We start from the raw sequence: 15496 nt of genomic DNA on the forward strand, positions 1-15496 counted from the left end.
TGGGTTCAGAACGTCGCGAGACAGTTTGGTCCCTATCTGCCGTGGGCGTCGAAATTTGAGAGGAGTTGACCCTAGTACGAGAGGACCGGGTTGAACATACCTCTGGTGTACCTGTCGTCGTGCCAACGGCGCAGCAGGGTAGCTATGTACGGACGGGATAACCGCTGAAAGCATCTAAGCGGGAAGCCTCCCTCGAGATAAGATTTCTTAGGACGGTGGTAGACCACCACCTTGATAGATCGGATGTGGAAGCGCGGTAACGCGTGGAGCTAACCGATACTAATTGTCCTATTCGCGCTTGAGAGTTCCACCATCAATGACAGCTCTGGCTGACATTGCGGTTGGATGATTGAGTTCGACGCCAGATTTAATACGAGCCTGCCGGCGATCCGTCGCTGGCAAGCGAACTCATCATCGATGTTTCGAATGATGATCACCAAAAGAGTGCACGATTTTAGAACCGCTTCACCGCATCCGCCGGCTTCATTGCCTGGTGGCCATAGCGTCGGTGTCCCACCCGATCCCATCCCGAACTCGGCCGTGAAACCCGACTGCGCCGATGGTACTATCGCCTAAGCGATGGAAGAGTAGGTCGTCGCCAGGCATTGCAGCTGGCGGGTGTGCGTCGAAGCGTTTCCCATGAACCCATTCACAAGGTCGATCGTCCCATCCCCCCTCCCCGGGGCGGTCGGCGCTGGCGCGGGGTGGAGCAGCCCGGTAGCTCGTCAGGCTCATAACCTGAAGGTCACAGGTTCAAATCCTGTCCCCGCAACCAACGCCACGCAGCATTAAAGCCCGCGAGTCGCGAGACTCGGCGGGCTTTTTGCGTTTTTCCCAGCGCGAAGCATCGCCGCTTTGTGCCCGCGCCGGATATGTTCAAAACCGTCAATCGCCGCCTTGTCAGCCTATGGGAGACCTGTTAATCGCGCCGCCTTGCCGTGCCGAAAGGCGCGCGCGGGCCGCCTTAGCTCAGCTGGTAGAGCATCGCATTCGTAATGCGGGGGTCACAGGTTCGAGTCCTGTAGGCGGCACCATTTCCCAGAACACGCTTCGATCACGCGGCGCGGTTGCGACGGGTTACGCTACGCGCGCCGCCGACGAGCCGGGACGCTAGCAGTTCGTCCAGGCTCGAATATCCCAGGCCGAGATGATCGGGGCGGATCGCCATCGCGGCCGACAGGCCGATCGTCCCGGCCTTGAGCGCCGTGCGGACGACGCGGCCCCAGCGCAGCGCGCTCTCCCAGCGGATCATCGTCAGGCTGTCCTGATCGACCGCCCGGTTCGACAGAAACTGATCTTGCAGCCGACCGATCAGCTCGCCGAGCCGCTCGAGCGTCGCGCGATCTGGGACCGGCGTGCCATGCATCAGATGCCGCACGATCAGCGCGGCGTCGTCGGAAGGGTCAATCGCGCCGAGGCTAGCATAGCTTTCCGCCAACACCCGCGCCGCATTGGCCTGCATCGTATCGACGTAGCGCTGCGACGCGCCGCCGCCATGCTTGCGATAGAGCAGGAGCGGCTCGTCGATCCGGGCGATCCTGCCGATCCGCGCCATACGATGGTATAGGTCAAAATCCTCCGCGTAGAGGAAATCGGGCCTCGTAAAATCTCCCGGCGGGACGGCGTCGCGGCGCAGCATGACGGTGGACCAGACCAGCGGGTTTTCGATATGGAGCAGCCATTCGATCAACTGCGGCGTCGTTACCGGCGACTTGATGCTCGACGTGACCGTGCCGTCTTCCAGCACCGCCGCGGCCGTGCCGAGCAGCACGACGTCCGGGTTGGCGTCGAGGTGTGCAACTTGGCGCGCGAACCGCTCGGGCAGACATATATCGTCCTGGTCCAGCCCTGCGACGTAACGGCCGCGCGCTTCGGCAAAGGCGCGATTGCGACTGCGGACCGGACCGCCATTCTGTTCGGCGGGGATGATTTTCAGACGGGGGTCGGGACAGGCGCGCAAGATCTCTAGCGTGTCGTCGGTCGAGCAATCGTCAACCGCGATCACCTGGAAGTCGGTGAAGGTCTGCGCCCAGAGGCTGTCGAGCGTATCCCCGATCAGGCCGGCGCCGTTATACGCAGCCATGACGACGCTGACCGCGGGTCGAGTCATGCCACCGCGCGCTCGCGGTCGCCGAGCACCTGCTCGACGATCATTTGGCCGACATCGTTCTGCCACAGCCAAAGCCCGTTGGCCTGACCGCGGAAGCTTGCTTCGCCGCCCAGCTGGCCCCAAGGCACGAAACCGGCGGCGAGCCCGATGCCGAATACCCCGGGAATGGGCCGGTCGTTCGCGTCGAGCACTCGGCAATGCTTGTCGACCATCGGCCGGTCGCGATGCGCCGCAAGTGCGATGGGCGCGCCGCTCGCGTCGAACAGCGGCAGCGCCTGGGGACGATAGCCGAGCGCGGCGACGACGAGGTCTGCTTGTTCGATCATCCTGCGGGCGGCCTCCTCATCGTCGCCGATCATGTGTGAGGTGACGCGCGGGTCGGGAGCGCGGCCGTCCACCTGCAGCATGCGCAGGACGAGTTCGCGCGCTTCGAGCCGGAAACCGCCGAGGCGATACACAAATCCGGACACCGGACAGATGTCATTCTCGTTGAAATCGTTGAAGTTATCGTCACGCGCGGCATCGGCGCTGTGGTAGAAGGGGCGTAACGGGCGGCTATGGAGCAAGGCGATCCCGCCCGCGCCGAAAGCGATGCCCGGGCGGCTGCGCAGCATCAACGCGACGCTGGCGAGCGCGCTGGTCGAGCCCCCGATCACGACGACCTTGGGGTTACGTATGCTGCGCAGCAGATCCGCAGCACGATCGAGCCCGCCGAGCGCGAGCAGCTCGTCCGACTGCATGATCCGGCCGTCCGCGATCTGGTGTAGCGGCGCCCCGGCGACTTGCTGGGCGACGAGACGGTCGAGCGGCTGATGGCCACCGGTGGCTATGACGATCGTGTTCGAACGATGCTCGCTCACGGCATTGTCGGATAGGCGGCGGAGGCGCGTCGTCCAGCTGCCATCGGGCAGGTGGTGCGCATCGACGACTTCATGCCCGGTCGCGATCCGCCCGCCATTGGCCGCAACGATCTGCGCCAGCCGGTCGCCCGTAGCGCGCAGCAAAGGTCCCGCCTCGACCAGCGGCACGCCCAGCGCGCCGACCGACTTGGCGACCTGGCGCGCGGCTGGATGGTCGATCAGCGATGCGATTTCGGGATACGGGTTGTCCCTGACCGCGCTCAGAAAAGTTTCGGCGGTCGAATCCGAGGCGATGGCATAATGGCCCAGCCGGCCGCCGCCGAGCGCATCGTCGCGTTCGACGATCGTCAGTCCGGCCTGCGCCAGATCGGCGAGCCGCCCCTGCTTCGATGCTGCGGTCAGCAGCGCGGTGCCGGCGGGTCCGCCACCGACGATCAGCATGGCGTCGATCCGCTTCGGGCGCGCCGGCGTTCGCTGTGCACGGACCGCGACGCCAACGCGGGCGGCGATGATGCGGGCGTCCGCCGCCGTCATCGCGTCGGTGATGGGCAGCGAAATGATTCGCGCGGCAACGTCGTCCGCGACCGGCGTCGGCCCGGCGATAGCATGGTCGCGGAACCACGGTTGTTGGCCGAGATGCGGGCTGAAATACGCGCCGCAACCGATCCCATCGGCCGCCAGCGCCCCCACCACGCGGTCGCGATCGGCATGTTGCGGCAGCAGCGCAGGCATGAATTGCGTGGCGCGAGCGGAGCCCGCTACCGCCTGCAGCGTCAGACCGTCGAGCGCGTCGGCATAGGCCGCCTCGACCGCCGCGCGGTTGGCCACCACCTCGCCGATCTCGCCGAGCTTGAGCCGCGCCATCGCCGCGACGATCTCCGACATCTTGGCGTTGATCCCGGGCATCACCGCGGCGCGGCTGCCGGCGAACCCGAAATTGTTCATGCGACGAAGATCGTCGATCAGGTCGCTATCGCCGCAATGGATCAGCCCGCCCTCGGCGACCGCGAAGGTCTTGGTCGCGTGGAGCGAATAGATGATTGCGAACGGCGCGCCCGTGCCGAAACCCTGGCCGCTCGTGTCGATCGTGCCGAGCGAAGCGGCCGCATCGACCACCACGCCAACGCCATGGCGGCGCATCAGCCAGGCATAGCGATCGAGGTCGATCGCGGTGCCGAACGTGGCGTACGGCACGACGACCGCGATTTGTCCGGCATGCTTTTCGAGCAACCGTTCTTCGGCTGCGGCGCACATCGTCCAATCGTGCGGGTCGATGTCGGCGAGCAGCGGGGTCAGCCCGCACCATTCGGCGGCTTGCGCGGTGGCTGCAAAGGTGAAGGCGGGCATCAGCGCCAGTCCGCCGGGGCGCGGCTCGCGGCCCACCGCCTGGCGGATCGCGAGCATCAGCCCGAGTGTCGCATTGCCGACGCCCAGGCATGCGCCCTGGCCGCCGAACAGTTTGGCGGTCGCTTCCGCTTCGAACGCGCGCAGTTCGGGTCCGTTGTTCGAATAGATGCCCGATTCCTCGACTCGCTTGAGCACATCGAGATGCTCGCTGAGGCGCGGCGGATTGGGATCGATCAGCGGGTAGCGCAGTTGAGCCATGATCGGCGCTTGTGACAGGGACCGCCTAAGAAGCGGTTACGCTCGGTGTAACGGGGGAGGACAGGGCCAGGCTGTGGCCGGTCTGCGGTGATGCTGCGCCGTCCCGCCGCAGCAAAATGGGTGCTTGACCTGCGCCGCGCTCCGATTGACGATGCGTGTATGACAAGCACAGATCCGGCCGCGATGTTTCGCGAGATGCTGGGCGAATGGGAGAAGCTGGCGAACAGCGTGGGGGACGGGCTGGCCAAGTCCGACGAATTTTCGCGCTTCATGCACGGCGCGACGACGGCGCAGATGAACACGCAGGAAGCGATCAGCGGCATGATGGCCCGCGCGCTCGCCGCCGCCAACATGCCGAGCCGCGCCGAGATCGAGGATCTGTCCGCTCGCCTCGCGCGGATGGAGGTGATGCTGGCGCGGATTGAGGAGCGCTTGGGCGGCGCGCCGGAACGGGCCGACCGGCCCAAGCCGAGCCGGACGCGCAAACCTCCGGCGGCCAAGGCCTGAAGTTTGGCGACCGCCGCCCTAGACCTGGCGGACGCCGCGCGCGTCGAGTTCGAACGGGCGATGCAGCGCAATCTGAAGGGACTCGAATACTTCCAGACCAGCGGGCCGACGCTCGGCGCGACGTCCAAGGACGTGCTGATCGAACGCGGCACGATGCGGCTTTATCATTATCATCCGCGAACGGACGACGTGTATCGCGTGCCGATCCTGCTGGTGATGGCGACGACCAACCGCGGCTACGTCTTCGACATGGTGCCGGGGCAGAGCCTGGTCGAATATCTGCTGAACGCGGGGTTCGACGTGTTCATGCTCGACTGGGACGCGCCGCGCGCCGACGAGCGGACGTTGACGCTCGAAAGCTACGTTCTCGACTTCCTGCCCGCCGCGGTCGCGCGGGTGAAGGCGGAGACGGGGGAGCCGGACATAAACGTCGTCGCTTATTGCTTTGGCGGCGTGCTGTCGCTGCTGTGGGCGGCGCTGCATCCGGATGCGGGGCTGGCGAATCTCGTCACCTTCACGACGCCGGTCGATTTTTCGCAGATGGAGATGTTTCAGACCTGGGCTGACCGGCGTTTCTTCGACGTCGACAAATTGGTCGATACGTTCGGCAACTGCCCCGGCGACTATCTCTACACAGCGTTCGATATGCTGCGGCCCGCCGCGCGAACGGCCGGCAACATCCGGCTCTACGACAATTTGTGGAACGACGAGTTCGTGAAGTCGTATCGCATGTTCGACCGCTGGACCTCGGACCAGCTGCCGCTGGCGGGCGAATATTTCCGCCAGACGACCAAGAAGCTGATGTGGGGCAATGAATTGCTCGCGGGTACGCTGGAAGTCGGCGGGCGACGGGTCGATCTCGGCAAGATCACGGTTCCGTTTCTCCATGTCACTGCCGAGCACGACCATATCGTGCCGACCGGCGCCTCCGCTCCGCTGATCGACATGGTCGGATCGACCGACAAGCAGGCGATCATGCTGAAGGGCGGGCATGTCAGCCTGATCGCGGGGCCGAATGCGATCAAACGGTTGTGGCCCAACCTCGTCGCCTGGCTGGGAGAGCGATCGACATGAGCCACGTTATCCGCCGTTTCCGCCCCGAGGACCGCGACATGGTGATCGCCTTCGCCGCGGCCTTGCCCGAACATGACTTGCTGTTTCTCAGCCGCGACGTGCGCGAGCCGCGCGTGGTGGCGGCATGGCTCGACGCGATCGAGGCGGGACTGATCGACAGCCTGATCGCCGAGGATGGCGGGGAGATCGTCGCCACCGCGGCGCTGGTCCACGATCCGCTGAGCTGGTCGCCGCATGTCGGCGAAGTGCGCTTGCTGGTCGCGTCGGGGCGGCGGGGGTCGGGGCTGGGCAGCGACTTGCTCCAGGGCATCTTCATGATCGCGCGGGATCGCGGGCTGGCCAAGCTGACCGCGCGGATGACGGTCGACCAGACCGGATCGATCGCGCTGTTCGAGGGCGTCGGGTTTCGCGCCGAAGCGATGCTGAAGGATCAGGTGCGTGGGGCGGACGGGCAGAGTCACGACCTCGCCATCCTGAGCTATGACGCTGCCCGAGTCGCGGCGCGGCATCAGGCGATCGGGATCGAATAGGGATCGAATTAACGGGGCGGGCGTAGAACCCGCTCGACCGCAGGAGAATATCGAAATGGCGACCGCAGCACCCGAAACCAGCGTCAAGGCGCCATCCGCGCTGCTCGCGCTGACCGAATTGCCGCGCGCGCTGTTCGAACTGGGCTCGCTGCCCTGGGCGGCGCCGATGCTCGCGACGGCGCCGCGCGGCGACGGGCATCCGGTGATCGTGCTGCCCGGGTTCGTCACCAGCGACCGCTCGACCGGCATCCTGCGCGGCTTCCTCAAGCGCCATGGCTATGCCGCGCACACCTGGGACCTGGGCCGCAACCTCGGGCCCAAGGCGATCGGGCATCAGGGCGAGAAGCTGATCGAGCGCGTGCTCGCGGTGTATGAGGAGAGCGGGCAGAAGGTGTCGCTGGTCGGCTGGAGCCTGGGCGGCGTCATGGCGCGCCTCGTCGCCAAGCGCATTCCCCACGCGATCCGTCAGGTCATCACGCTCGGCTCGCCCTTTTCGGGCAGCCCCAAGGCGTCAAACGTCTGGCGAGCGTACGAAATGCTGACCGGACAGAAGATCGACGCCGACCATACCAAGGCGCAGCTGCATGAGGTGTCCGCCCCTCCGCCGGTGCCCTCGACCGCGATCTATTCGCGCGCCGACGGCGTCGTCGCGTGGCAGAATTGCTGCGAGGAGATCGGCCCGATGTCGGACAATATCGAAGTCCATGGCAGCCATTGCGGGCTCGGCTTCAACGCCAGTGTCCTCTTTGCGATCGCCGACCGGCTGGCGCAGCCCGAGGACGACTGGCATCCGTTCGAACGCAGCGGGTTGCGGGCGTTCGTCTATCCGTCGGCGGGGCACGCCTGACCTCTTGGCCTCCCCCCTTGAAGGGGAGGTTTTTTCAGTCCTTCTTCCCCGAGCCCACGGCATCCTTGCCGAATTGCATGATCAGGTCGCCGATCTCGCGGGCATGGGCGAGCGCGCGCGCCTTGCTGGCGTAGATAGTCGCCCTGGATCTTCGCCACCTCGGCCGGGTTCTTCGCACCTGCCGCCGCGCGCATCGCAGCGAAGGCCTCGCGCGTGTTGGCCTCGGCGTGCTCGATCACCTTCATGCTAACCGAATTGCCCTGCTTGGCAAGTTTTTCCCCCGATTTTCGGATGTTATCGCCAATCCCCTCAACGCGGTCGGCGGTCGCCTTGGCTCCTGAAGCCACTCGGTCGGTCGCGTCCTTGGTCGCCTTCGCGGCGCGGTCGGTGACGTCCTTGGCGCGCTTGGCGGCGTTGTCGGTCGCGTCCTTCGCGCGTTTCGCTCCCTTGTCGATTGCGTCCTTGACCTTCTTCGCCATCACTTTGCTCCCTTGGCAGCGCGCTTGGGCACGAGTTTGGGTTTCGCGGCCGGCGGGCGGGCCGGCCTGTTTTCCTTAGCCTCTTTCGGCGCCGCCGTCTTGAGCGCCGCCGCCTTCAACGCATCGAATGACGAGCGCAACGCGGCGGCATACGTGCCGGGGTCGGGCAGCATGTCGCGGTCGGCGGTGAAGGACACCGCGATCGTATCGACGTACGAATAGACCGGGTGGATCAGGCCCATGCTGTCGAACACCGGCGCGGTCCCCGCCGAAAACACCATCTTCGCGCCGCAGAAATAGAGCGGCACCTTGGGCCCGGGCACGTTGGTGACGACGACGTTGAAAGCCGGCGCATGCATGTTCGCGGCCCCCACGCGCGTGTAGAGCCGAGCGCCTAGCCCGGCGAGGCCGGAAGGGATGAGCTTCGAATAGTCCGACAGGGTCTTGGCCCCGACCGCGTTGGTCATCGCCTTCGAATTGACCGCCTCTTCATGCACGAATCGCAGCCGTTCGAGCGGGTCCTCGATCTGCGTGCCAAGGCCCACCACCATGGCCGAAACGAGGTTGCCGAGCGCGGCCTTCTCGCCCTCCTGCCGCACCGAAATCGGCGCCATCGCGGTCATCGTCTCCTTGGGCAGGTCGTCCTTGTCCTTGAGGTAAGAACGCAGCGCGCCGCCGACGACCGTCAGGATGACGTCGTTGACCGTCGCGTCGGGCACCGCTTCCTTGATCGCGCGCACTTCGGCGAGCTTGAACGGGACCGCGTCCCAGACGCGATGCGCGGAGACCTTGCCGTTGAATCGTGTCTTGGGCGCGGGGCGGGTGTTCTTGAGCGAGACGTCGCCCTTGCCCGCCTGCACCGCGAGCTTCGCCATGCCTGGCAGCGAGCGGCCGATCGTCTCCGCAATACGCATCGGCTGGAGCAGATTGTTGAAGTAACTGCGCGTCAGCAGGTCCGCCACGCGCGGCATGTTCTCCGGTGCCCAGGTGTCGGGCTTTTCCGGCGGCGTCATTTTGGCGTCGAGGTCGTGGACCGCGACCGACATCTCGACCCCCGACATGCCGTCGATCGCGGCGTGGTGAACCTTGGAAACCAGCGCAAAGCAGCCCTTGGGGATGCCGGGAATGTTATCCAGCCCCTCGACCACGGTGAATTCCCAGAGCGGCTTGGTCAGGTCCATCGGGCGGGCGTGGAGCCGGGCGACCTGGATGCAGAGCTGGCGCCAGTCGCCGGGCTTGGGCAAGGCGATGTGGCGGACGTGGAATTCGATATCGAACTCGGGGTCCTCGATCCAATAGGGATGATCGACGTCGAACGGCACACGCACCAGCCGCTGCCGGAAGCTGCGCGCGCCCGGCAGCCGTTGCTCGATGAAGCGCAATATGTCCTTGAACCGCACAAACCCGCCAGGCGCGGTCGACGGGTCGTAGATGCCGACCGACCCGATGTGCATCGGCGTGTGCGGGGTTTCGAGGTAAACGAACGACGCGTCCATCGCACTCAATTGCTGCATCGGGCGGCTCTCCTATTCACGCCGGCTGTGACCGGTCGCGAGCGAGCTTAGCAGAGGGCGGGGAAGCGAGCGAGTCGCCACCACCGTCCCGCGGCGCTACAGTCCGGGCGAGAGTAATCTGGAGGTTTGGATGCGGGCGATGTTGGCGGGACTGGCGATGCTGGCGACGGGGGCGTCGAGCGCGCCGTCGATGCCGGGCTGGATTAGCGGATGCTGGGTCGAGCAGAAGGGCGCCAACTGGACCGAGGAATGCTGGACCGGCCCGCGCGCCGACCAGATGATGGGTTCCGGTCGCAACGGCCGGGACGACCAGCTCAAGTCGTGGGAAACGATGCAGATCGAGCGCGGCGCGGACGGGACGCTCGTTTTCTACGGATCCGTCAAGGGCGGCGCGCGAGTGGCGTTCCCAATGGTATCTGCCAGCGATCGCGACATCGTCTTCGCCAATCCGACGCACGATTACCCGCAACGCATCCATTACTGGCGCGAGGGAATGGCGCTGAACGCTGAAGTCAGCCTGATGGACGGGACGCAGAAATATGGCTGGAAGTACGCACGGCAGGGCGGGAATTGAGCGTCTTGCTGACGCGATAGATGGGTGACTGCTAACGACCCAATTGCGGACGTTACCTATAACGGCGAAACTCCTGCCCGTTGAGGAGAATTGACGTGAGCGGCATTTACGTTGAACGTCGATTTGAGTCCGCTAGAGGAGAAGTGCTCGCCCACTTTGAAACGCCATAGCTCGCCCCCGGTGGTGAGTTCCGATGCCGCTGGCGCATTTTATGGCCGGATCACGAGAGCAGTCGCGAGACGGCTGGAATTGACGGAATTCAGGCGCTCCTCCTCGCGATGAAAACTGTCCGGCTGGAGCTTGTCGAAAGCAATTTATATCGCTCCGGCGATCTCACATATCTCAATCAGCCGGACCTTGATTTGCCGCCGACTTGGGGAAACGGCTCGCTGTACGACGTCGGACCGCTACCGAACGGCAGCTAATCACCCAAAAGCAGCCCTAAGAAAAAGCCCGGCGGGTTAGGCCGGGCTTCTCGAATATTCGTCTTGGGCGACGGCAGTTATCCGGCTTGCTCGGCCAGCACCGTCAGCCCGCTCGCCGAAACTTCGGCGAAGCCGCCCTGGATCGGCACGATCTCCGGCTCGCCCTTGTCGGTGGCGTAGATGTGCAAAGCGCCGTCGCGGATCGTCGACATGAAGGGGGCATGGCCCTCCAGCACGCCGAAATCGCCCTCGGTGCCCGGAACGACGACCTGATAGACCTCCTCCGAGCGGAGCAGCTTCTCGGGCGTCACGAGTTCGAAGTGAAGCGGCATTACGCCTCCTGCGCCATCTTCTCGGCCTTGGCGATCGCTTCGTCGATGCCGCCGACCATGTAGAAGGCGTTTTCGGGCAAGTGATCGTATTCGCCCTCGACCACCGCCTTGAACGACTTCACCGTGTCCTCGATCGCGACGAACTTGCCGGGGATGTTGGTGAACACCTCGGCGACGTGGAACGGCTGCGACAGGAACTTCTGGATCTTGCGCGCGCGAGAGACGGTCAGCTTATCTTCTTCCGACAGCTCGTCCATGCCCAGGATCGCGATGATGTCCTGCAGCGACTTGTACTTCTGCAGGATCGACTGGACCGCGCGCGCCGTCTCGTAATGCTCCTGGCCGACGACGCGGGGTTCCAGCACGCGGCTCGTCGAATCGAGCGGATCGACCGCTGGATAGATGCCGAGTTCGGAGATCGCGCGATTGAGCACGGTCGTCGCGTCAAGGTGGGCGAACGAGGTGGCCGGGGCCGGGTCGGTAAGGTCGTCCGCGGGGACGTACACGGCCTGCACCGAGGTGATCGACCCCTTGTTGGTCGAGGTGATGCGCTCCTGCAGCGCGCCCATGTCGGTCGACAGCGTCGGCTGATAGCCCACGGCCGACGGAATACGGCCGAGCAAAGCCGACACTTCGGCGCCCGCCTGAGTGAAGCGGAAGATGTTGTCGACGAAGAACAGCACGTCCTGGCCTTCGACGTCGCGGAAATATTCGGCGATCGTCAGGCCCGACAGCGCGACGCGAGCGCGCGCGCCCGGCGGCTCGTTCATCTGGCCATAGACCAAAGCGACCTTCGAGCCTTCGCTGATCGCGTTGCCGTCGGCATCCTTGGCGATGACGCCCGCGTCGAGGAACTCGTGGTAGAGGTCGTTGCCCTCACGCGTGCGTTCGCCGACGCCCGCGAACACCGAGGTGCCGCCATGGCCCTTGGCGATGTTGTTGATCAGTTCCTGAATGAGCACGGTCTTGCCCACGCCGGCGCCGCCGAACAGGCCGATCTTGCCGCCCTTTGCGTAGGGGGCGAGCAGGTCGATGACCTTGATGCCGGTGACCAGGATCGAGCTTTCGGTCGACTGGTCGACGAACAAAGGTGCCTCGGCGTGGATCGGCGCGGTGTCGGTGGTGGCGACCGGGCCACGCTCGTCGATCGGCTCGCCGATGACGTTGAGGATGCGGCCGAGCGTGGCCGGGCCGACGGGCACGCGGATCTGCGAACCGGTGTCGGTCACGTTCTGGCCGCGGGTCAGGCCCTCGGTCGAGTCCATCGCGATCGTGCGGACGGTGTTCTCGCCGAGATGCTGCGCAACCTCGAGCACCAGGCGGTTGCCGTTATTGTCGGTTTCGAGCGCCGACAGGATCGCCGGCAGGTGATCCGGGAAGCTCACGTCGACGACGGCGCCGATGACCTGGCTGATGACGCCGACATTGTTGGTCGTTGCCTTGGGCGCGGTGGTCGTGGTCGCGGCGGCCTTGCGCGGCGCGGCCGGCTTCTTGGCCGGAGCCTTGGTCTTGGGAGCAGCGGTTGCCATCGGTGTTTCCTTGCTTCGAATGTCTTAGAGCGCTTCGGCGCCCGAAATGATTTCCACCAGCTCGGTGGTGATCGCGGCCTGACGGCTGCGGTTGTACTGGATCGTCAGGCGATTGATCAGGTCGCCGGCGTTGCGCGTGGCGTTGTCCATCGCGGTCATCTTCGATCCCTGCTCCGACGCGGCATTCTCACGCATCGCGCGGAACAACTGGATCGCGACGTTGCGTGGCAGCAGGTCGGCGAGGATTTCCTCCTCATCGGGTTCGTAATCGACCGCGGCCGATACGCCATCGGCCGCCGCGCCCGAGGATGCCGGAATGGAAACCGGGATGATCTGCTGCTCGGTCGGCTCCTGTGCCAGCACCGACTTGAAGTGCGAATAGAACAGATGCGCGACGTCGAACTCGCCCGCTTCGTAGCGTGCGATCAAGTCGTCGGCGTAACCGCGGGCATCCGCGAAGCCGAGCTTGCCGAGGTCGCCCGGCTCGATCGAGTGCATGAAGTCGTTCGGATACAGCCGATTGAGGACCGCGCGGCCCTTCTTTCCGATCGTGTAAAACTTGACCGTCTTGCCCTCGGCGATCAGCTCAGCCGCGCGACGCCGGGCCAAGCGTGCGATGTTGGTGTTGAACGCACCCGCGAGACCACGGTCGCTGGTCGCGACGACGAACAGATGAACCTGGTCGCGGCCGGTGCCGGCCAGCAGTTTGGGCGAGTTCGGGCCGACCGTGATGGTCGAGGCGAGGCTCGCCACGACCTTCTCCAGCCGAGTCGCATAGGGACGCCCGGCCTCGGCCGCCTCCTGCGCACGGCGCAGTTTAGCGGCGGCGACCATCTTCATCGCCTTGGTGATCTTCTGGGTCGACTTGACCGAGTTGATCCGGATCTTGAGGGCCTTGAGGCTCGCCATCTAGTCTATCCGATCAGGCGAAGGTCTTGCCGAACGCGTCGAGCGCGGCCTTCAGCTTGTCGCGCGTGCCGTCCTTCAGGTCCTTGTCGTCGCGGATCGCCTTCAGCACGTCCTTGTGGTTGGCGCGCAGGTCCGCGAGCATCGCGGCTTCGTAGCGTACCACCGCCTCAACCGGGATCGAGTCGAGATAGCCCTGCGTGCCCGCGAAGATCGACGCCGTCTGTTCCTCGAACGGCAGCGGCGAGAACTGCGGCTGCTTGAGCAGCTCCGTCAGGCGCGCGCCGCGGTTCAGGAGCTTTTGCGTCGAGGCGTCGAGGTCGGAGCCGAACTGAGCGAAGGCGGCCATCTCGCGATACTGGGCGAGCTCGAGCTTGATCGAGCCCGACACCTTCTTCATCGCCTTGGTCTGCGCGGCCGAGCCGACGCGGCTGACCGAGAGGCCCACGTTGATGGCGGGGCGGATACCCGCGAAGAACAGGTCGGTTTCGAGGAAGATCTGGCCGTCCGTGATCGAGATCACGTTGGTCGGGATGTAGGCCGACACGTCGCCCGCCTGCGTTTCGATGATCGGCAGCGCGGTCAGCGACCCGCCGCCCATCGCGTCCGACATCTTGGCGGCGCGCTCGAGCAGGCGCGAGTGGAGATAGAACACGTCGCCCGGATAGGCTTCGCGGCCCGGCGGGCGGCGCAGCAGCAGCGACATCTGGCGATACGCGACCGCCTGCTTCGACAGATCGTCGAACACGATCAGCGCGTGCATGCCGTTGTCGCGGAAATACTCGCCCATCGCGGTGCCGGTATAGGGCGCGAGGAACTGGAGCGGTGCCGGGTCCGATGCGGTCGCAGCGACCACGATCGAATAATCCATCGCGCCGTTTTCGGTCAGCGTGCGGACGAGCTGAGCCACCGTCGAGCGCTTCTGGCCGACCGCGACATAGACGCAATACAGCTTGGCGTTCTCGTCTTTGCCCTGGTGCGCTTCCTTCTGGTTGATGAACGTGTCGATCGCGACGGCCGACTTGCCGGTCTGGCGGTCGCCGATGATCAGCTCGCGCTGGCCGCGGCCGACGGGGACGAGCGCGTCGATCGCCTTCAGGCCCGACTGCATCGGTTCGAACACCGACTGGCGCGGGATGATGCCCGGCGCCTTCACTTCGACGCGGCTGCGCTGCTCGCTGACGATCGGGCCCTTGCCGTCGATCGGATTGCCGAGACCGTCGACCACGCGGCCGAGCAGGCCCTTGCCGACGGGGACGTCGACGATCGTGCCGGTCCGCTTGACGACGTCGCCTTCCTTGATCTCGGCGTCCGAGCCGAAGATGACGACGCCGACGTTGTCGGCTTCCAGGTTGAGCGCCATGCCCTGCACGCCGTTGGCGAACTCGACCATCTCGCCCGCCTGGACGTTGTCGAGCCCGTGGATGCGCGCGATGCCGTCGCCGACCGACAGCACCTGGCCGGTTTCGGAGACTTCGGCCTCGGTGCCGAAATTGGCGATCTGGTCCTTGATGACCCGGGAGATTTCAGCGGCGCGGATATCCATTGTTAGCCTTTCATCGCGTGCGCGAGAGTGTTCAAACGAGTGCGGATCGACGAATCGATCATCTGCGAGCCGATGCGGACGACGAGCCCGCCCAGCAGATTCTTGTCGACGGCAAGCTCGACCGCGACGTCGCGGCCGATGCGCTGGCGGAGCTGCTGCTTCAATTCGACCACCTGCGCGCCCGTCAGCGGATGTGCCGAGGTGACTTCGGCGGTGGTCTCGCCGCGATGCCGCGAGGCGAGGCCGCGAAACGCGCGGATGATCGCGGGGAGCTGGCCGAGGCGCCGGTTGTGCGCGAGGACGCCGAGAAAAGCCGTGGTCGTCGCGTCGAGCTTCAGCTCCTTCGCGACCGCCGCGACGCCCTTCGCCGCGTCGATCCGGCCGAGCAGCGGGCTGGTCGTCAGTGCCTTGAAGTCGGCCGATTCGGCCAACGCCTGACGCACCGTGGCGAGGCTCGCCTCGACCGCGTCGATCGCCTTCGATTCGCGCGCGAGATCGAACAGCGCCGTTGCGTAGCGCCCACCTAAACTCGCTTGAATACCGCCGGATGACTCCACGCGATGAGGGTCCTTTTAGAAAGGTAATGTGGCCCCATACGAAAAGAGGGCAGCCCTGAGGCGCCCTCGGATGGGTTGGCGCGCGACTAGCAAAGGGGGGC

14 protein-coding genes, 2 tRNA genes and 2 rRNA genes are annotated in these 15496 nt (G+C 65.3%); 9 read left to right on the forward strand and 9 right to left on the reverse strand.

All coding sequences use genetic code 11. The features are described from left to right. The 4 genes from J0J06_RS16565 to J0J06_RS16580 all read left to right on the forward strand — a co-directional run. Window positions 1-302 (forward strand): 23S ribosomal RNA (locus J0J06_RS16565); the annotation flags it as partial. Between the two features lie 187 nt (window positions 303-489). Beyond that, window positions 490-604, forward strand: a 5S ribosomal RNA gene (gene rrf, locus J0J06_RS16570). Window positions 605-698: 94 nt separating this feature from the next. Then, window positions 699-775: transfer RNA gene (locus J0J06_RS16575), tRNA-Met, on the forward strand. A gap of 183 nt (window positions 776-958) precedes the next feature. Beyond that, window positions 959-1034, forward strand: a tRNA-Thr gene (locus tag J0J06_RS16580). 20 nt (window positions 1035-1054) lie between these two features. Here J0J06_RS16580 and J0J06_RS16585 read toward each other — a convergent pair. Beyond that, on the reverse strand, window positions 1055-2110 hold the full coding sequence (locus tag J0J06_RS16585) for a glycosyltransferase (RefSeq protein ID WP_294043821.1): 1056 nt from the start codon (window positions 2108-2110) through the stop codon (window positions 1055-1057). Further along, window positions 2107-4575 carry an aminotransferase class I/II-fold pyridoxal phosphate-dependent enzyme gene (locus J0J06_RS16590; RefSeq protein WP_294043822.1) on the reverse strand — a complete coding sequence of 823 codons (2469 nt, stop codon included), beginning with the start codon at window positions 4573-4575 and terminating at the stop codon, window positions 2107-2109. Before J0J06_RS16590 ends, J0J06_RS16585 begins: the two co-directional genes overlap by 4 nt. Window positions 4576-4734: 159 nt before the next feature. On the opposite strand from J0J06_RS16590, the gene J0J06_RS16595 reads away from it, so the two are divergent. The 4 genes from J0J06_RS16595 to J0J06_RS16610 are packed head-to-tail and all read left to right on the forward strand — an operon-like array spanning window position 4735 to window position 7533. After that, window positions 4735-5082, forward strand: a complete 348-nt coding sequence (locus tag J0J06_RS16595; protein WP_294043823.1) for a poly(R)-hydroxyalkanoic acid synthase subunit PhaE — start codon at window positions 4735-4737, stop codon at window positions 5080-5082. Between the two features lie 3 nt (window positions 5083-5085). After that, on the forward strand, window positions 5086-6156 hold the full coding sequence (locus tag J0J06_RS16600) for an alpha/beta fold hydrolase (RefSeq protein WP_294043824.1): 1071 nt from the start codon (window positions 5086-5088) through the stop codon (window positions 6154-6156). Further along, window positions 6153-6686, forward strand: coding sequence for a GNAT family N-acetyltransferase (locus J0J06_RS16605; RefSeq protein ID WP_294043825.1), 534 nt, complete (start codon window positions 6153-6155; stop codon window positions 6684-6686). The genes J0J06_RS16600 and J0J06_RS16605 overlap by 4 nt, the downstream gene beginning before the upstream one ends. Window positions 6687-6741: 55 nt before the next feature. Then, a complete protein-coding gene (locus J0J06_RS16610; RefSeq protein ID WP_294043826.1) occupies window positions 6742-7533 on the forward strand; it encodes an alpha/beta hydrolase in 792 nt (263 codons plus the stop codon). Here J0J06_RS16610 and J0J06_RS16615 read toward each other — a convergent pair. Together J0J06_RS16615 and J0J06_RS16620 are read right to left on the reverse strand one after the other, a co-directional pair. Next, window positions 7509-8012 carry a phasin family protein gene (locus J0J06_RS16615; RefSeq protein WP_294043827.1) on the reverse strand — a complete coding sequence of 168 codons (504 nt, stop codon included), beginning with the start codon at window positions 8010-8012 and terminating at the stop codon, window positions 7509-7511. The two genes, J0J06_RS16610 and J0J06_RS16615, sit on opposite strands and share 25 nt — an antisense overlap. Then, complete coding sequence (locus J0J06_RS16620; RefSeq protein WP_294043828.1) at window positions 8012-9526, reverse strand: wax ester/triacylglycerol synthase family O-acyltransferase; 1515 nt, start codon at window positions 9524-9526, stop codon at window positions 8012-8014. The genes J0J06_RS16615 and J0J06_RS16620 overlap by 1 nt, the downstream gene beginning before the upstream one ends. Window positions 9527-9656: 130 nt before the next feature. Between J0J06_RS16620 and J0J06_RS16625 the strand changes: the two genes are divergently transcribed. Further along, window positions 9657-10100, forward strand: coding sequence for a DUF6265 family protein (locus J0J06_RS16625; RefSeq protein ID WP_294043829.1), 444 nt, complete (start codon window positions 9657-9659; stop codon window positions 10098-10100). A 502-nt stretch (window positions 10101-10602) separates the two neighbouring features. Here the strand turns inward: J0J06_RS16625 and J0J06_RS16630 are convergent. Genes J0J06_RS16630 through J0J06_RS16650 form a run of 5 tightly spaced genes read right to left on the reverse strand, consistent with a single transcriptional unit; the run spans window position 10603 to window position 15395 of the window. Then, the gene (locus J0J06_RS16630; protein ID WP_294043830.1) at window positions 10603-10857 is read right to left on the reverse strand and encodes an ATP synthase F1 subunit epsilon; all 255 of its coding nucleotides are present in this window, start codon (window positions 10855-10857) and stop codon (window positions 10603-10605) included. Beyond that, on the reverse strand, window positions 10857-12386 hold the full coding sequence (atpD, locus tag J0J06_RS16635; RefSeq protein ID WP_294043831.1) for a F0F1 ATP synthase subunit beta: 1530 nt from the start codon (window positions 12384-12386) through the stop codon (window positions 10857-10859). Before atpD ends, J0J06_RS16630 begins: the two co-directional genes overlap by 1 nt. A gap of 24 nt (window positions 12387-12410) precedes the next feature. Beyond that, on the reverse strand, window positions 12411-13295 hold the full coding sequence (locus J0J06_RS16640; RefSeq protein ID WP_294043832.1) for a F0F1 ATP synthase subunit gamma: 885 nt from the start codon (window positions 13293-13295) through the stop codon (window positions 12411-12413). A gap of 13 nt (window positions 13296-13308) precedes the next feature. Further along, window positions 13309-14838: a F0F1 ATP synthase subunit alpha gene (gene atpA, locus J0J06_RS16645; protein WP_294043833.1), complete on the reverse strand. Its 1530-nt coding sequence runs from the start codon at window positions 14836-14838 to the stop codon at window positions 13309-13311. A 2-nt stretch (window positions 14839-14840) separates the two neighbouring features. Beyond that, complete coding sequence (locus J0J06_RS16650) at window positions 14841-15395, reverse strand: F0F1 ATP synthase subunit delta (RefSeq protein WP_294043834.1); 555 nt, start codon at window positions 15393-15395, stop codon at window positions 14841-14843. Window positions 15396-15496 lie beyond the last annotated feature (101 nt).

Origin of the sequence: Sphingomonas sp. (assembly GCF_017304615.1) — a bacterium.
Classification (GTDB): Bacteria; Pseudomonadota; Alphaproteobacteria; order Sphingomonadales; family Sphingomonadaceae; genus Sphingomonas.

Bases quoted from the DNA above. Each gene is read 5' to 3' on its own strand.
- J0J06_RS16585 (WP_294043821.1), bottom strand. From the start codon at position 2,110: ATGACTCGACCCGCGGTCAGCGTCGTCATGGCTGCGTATAACGGCGCC.
- J0J06_RS16590 (WP_294043822.1), bottom strand. From the start codon at position 4,575: ATGGCTCAACTGCGCTACCCGCTGATCGATCCCAATCCGCCGCGCCTC.
- J0J06_RS16595 (WP_294043823.1), top strand. From the start codon at position 4,735: ATGACAAGCACAGATCCGGCCGCGATGTTTCGCGAGATGCTGGGCGAA.
- J0J06_RS16605 (WP_294043825.1), top strand. From the start codon at position 6,153: ATGAGCCACGTTATCCGCCGTTTCCGCCCCGAGGACCGCGACATGGTG.
- J0J06_RS16610 (WP_294043826.1), top strand. From the start codon at position 6,742: ATGGCGACCGCAGCACCCGAAACCAGCGTCAAGGCGCCATCCGCGCTG.
- J0J06_RS16615 (WP_294043827.1), bottom strand. From the start codon at position 8,012: ATGGCGAAGAAGGTCAAGGACGCAATCGACAAGGGAGCGAAACGCGCG.
- J0J06_RS16620 (WP_294043828.1), bottom strand. From the start codon at position 9,526: ATGCAGCAATTGAGTGCGATGGACGCGTCGTTCGTTTACCTCGAAACC.
- J0J06_RS16625 (WP_294043829.1), top strand. From the start codon at position 9,657: ATGCGGGCGATGTTGGCGGGACTGGCGATGCTGGCGACGGGGGCGTCG.
- J0J06_RS16630 (WP_294043830.1), bottom strand. From the start codon at position 10,857: ATGCCGCTTCACTTCGAACTCGTGACGCCCGAGAAGCTGCTCCGCTCG.
- atpD (WP_294043831.1), bottom strand. From the start codon at position 12,386: ATGGCAACCGCTGCTCCCAAGACCAAGGCTCCGGCCAAGAAGCCGGCC.
- J0J06_RS16640 (WP_294043832.1), bottom strand. From the start codon at position 13,295: ATGGCGAGCCTCAAGGCCCTCAAGATCCGGATCAACTCGGTCAAGTCG.
- atpA (WP_294043833.1), bottom strand. From the start codon at position 14,838: ATGGATATCCGCGCCGCTGAAATCTCCCGGGTCATCAAGGACCAGATC.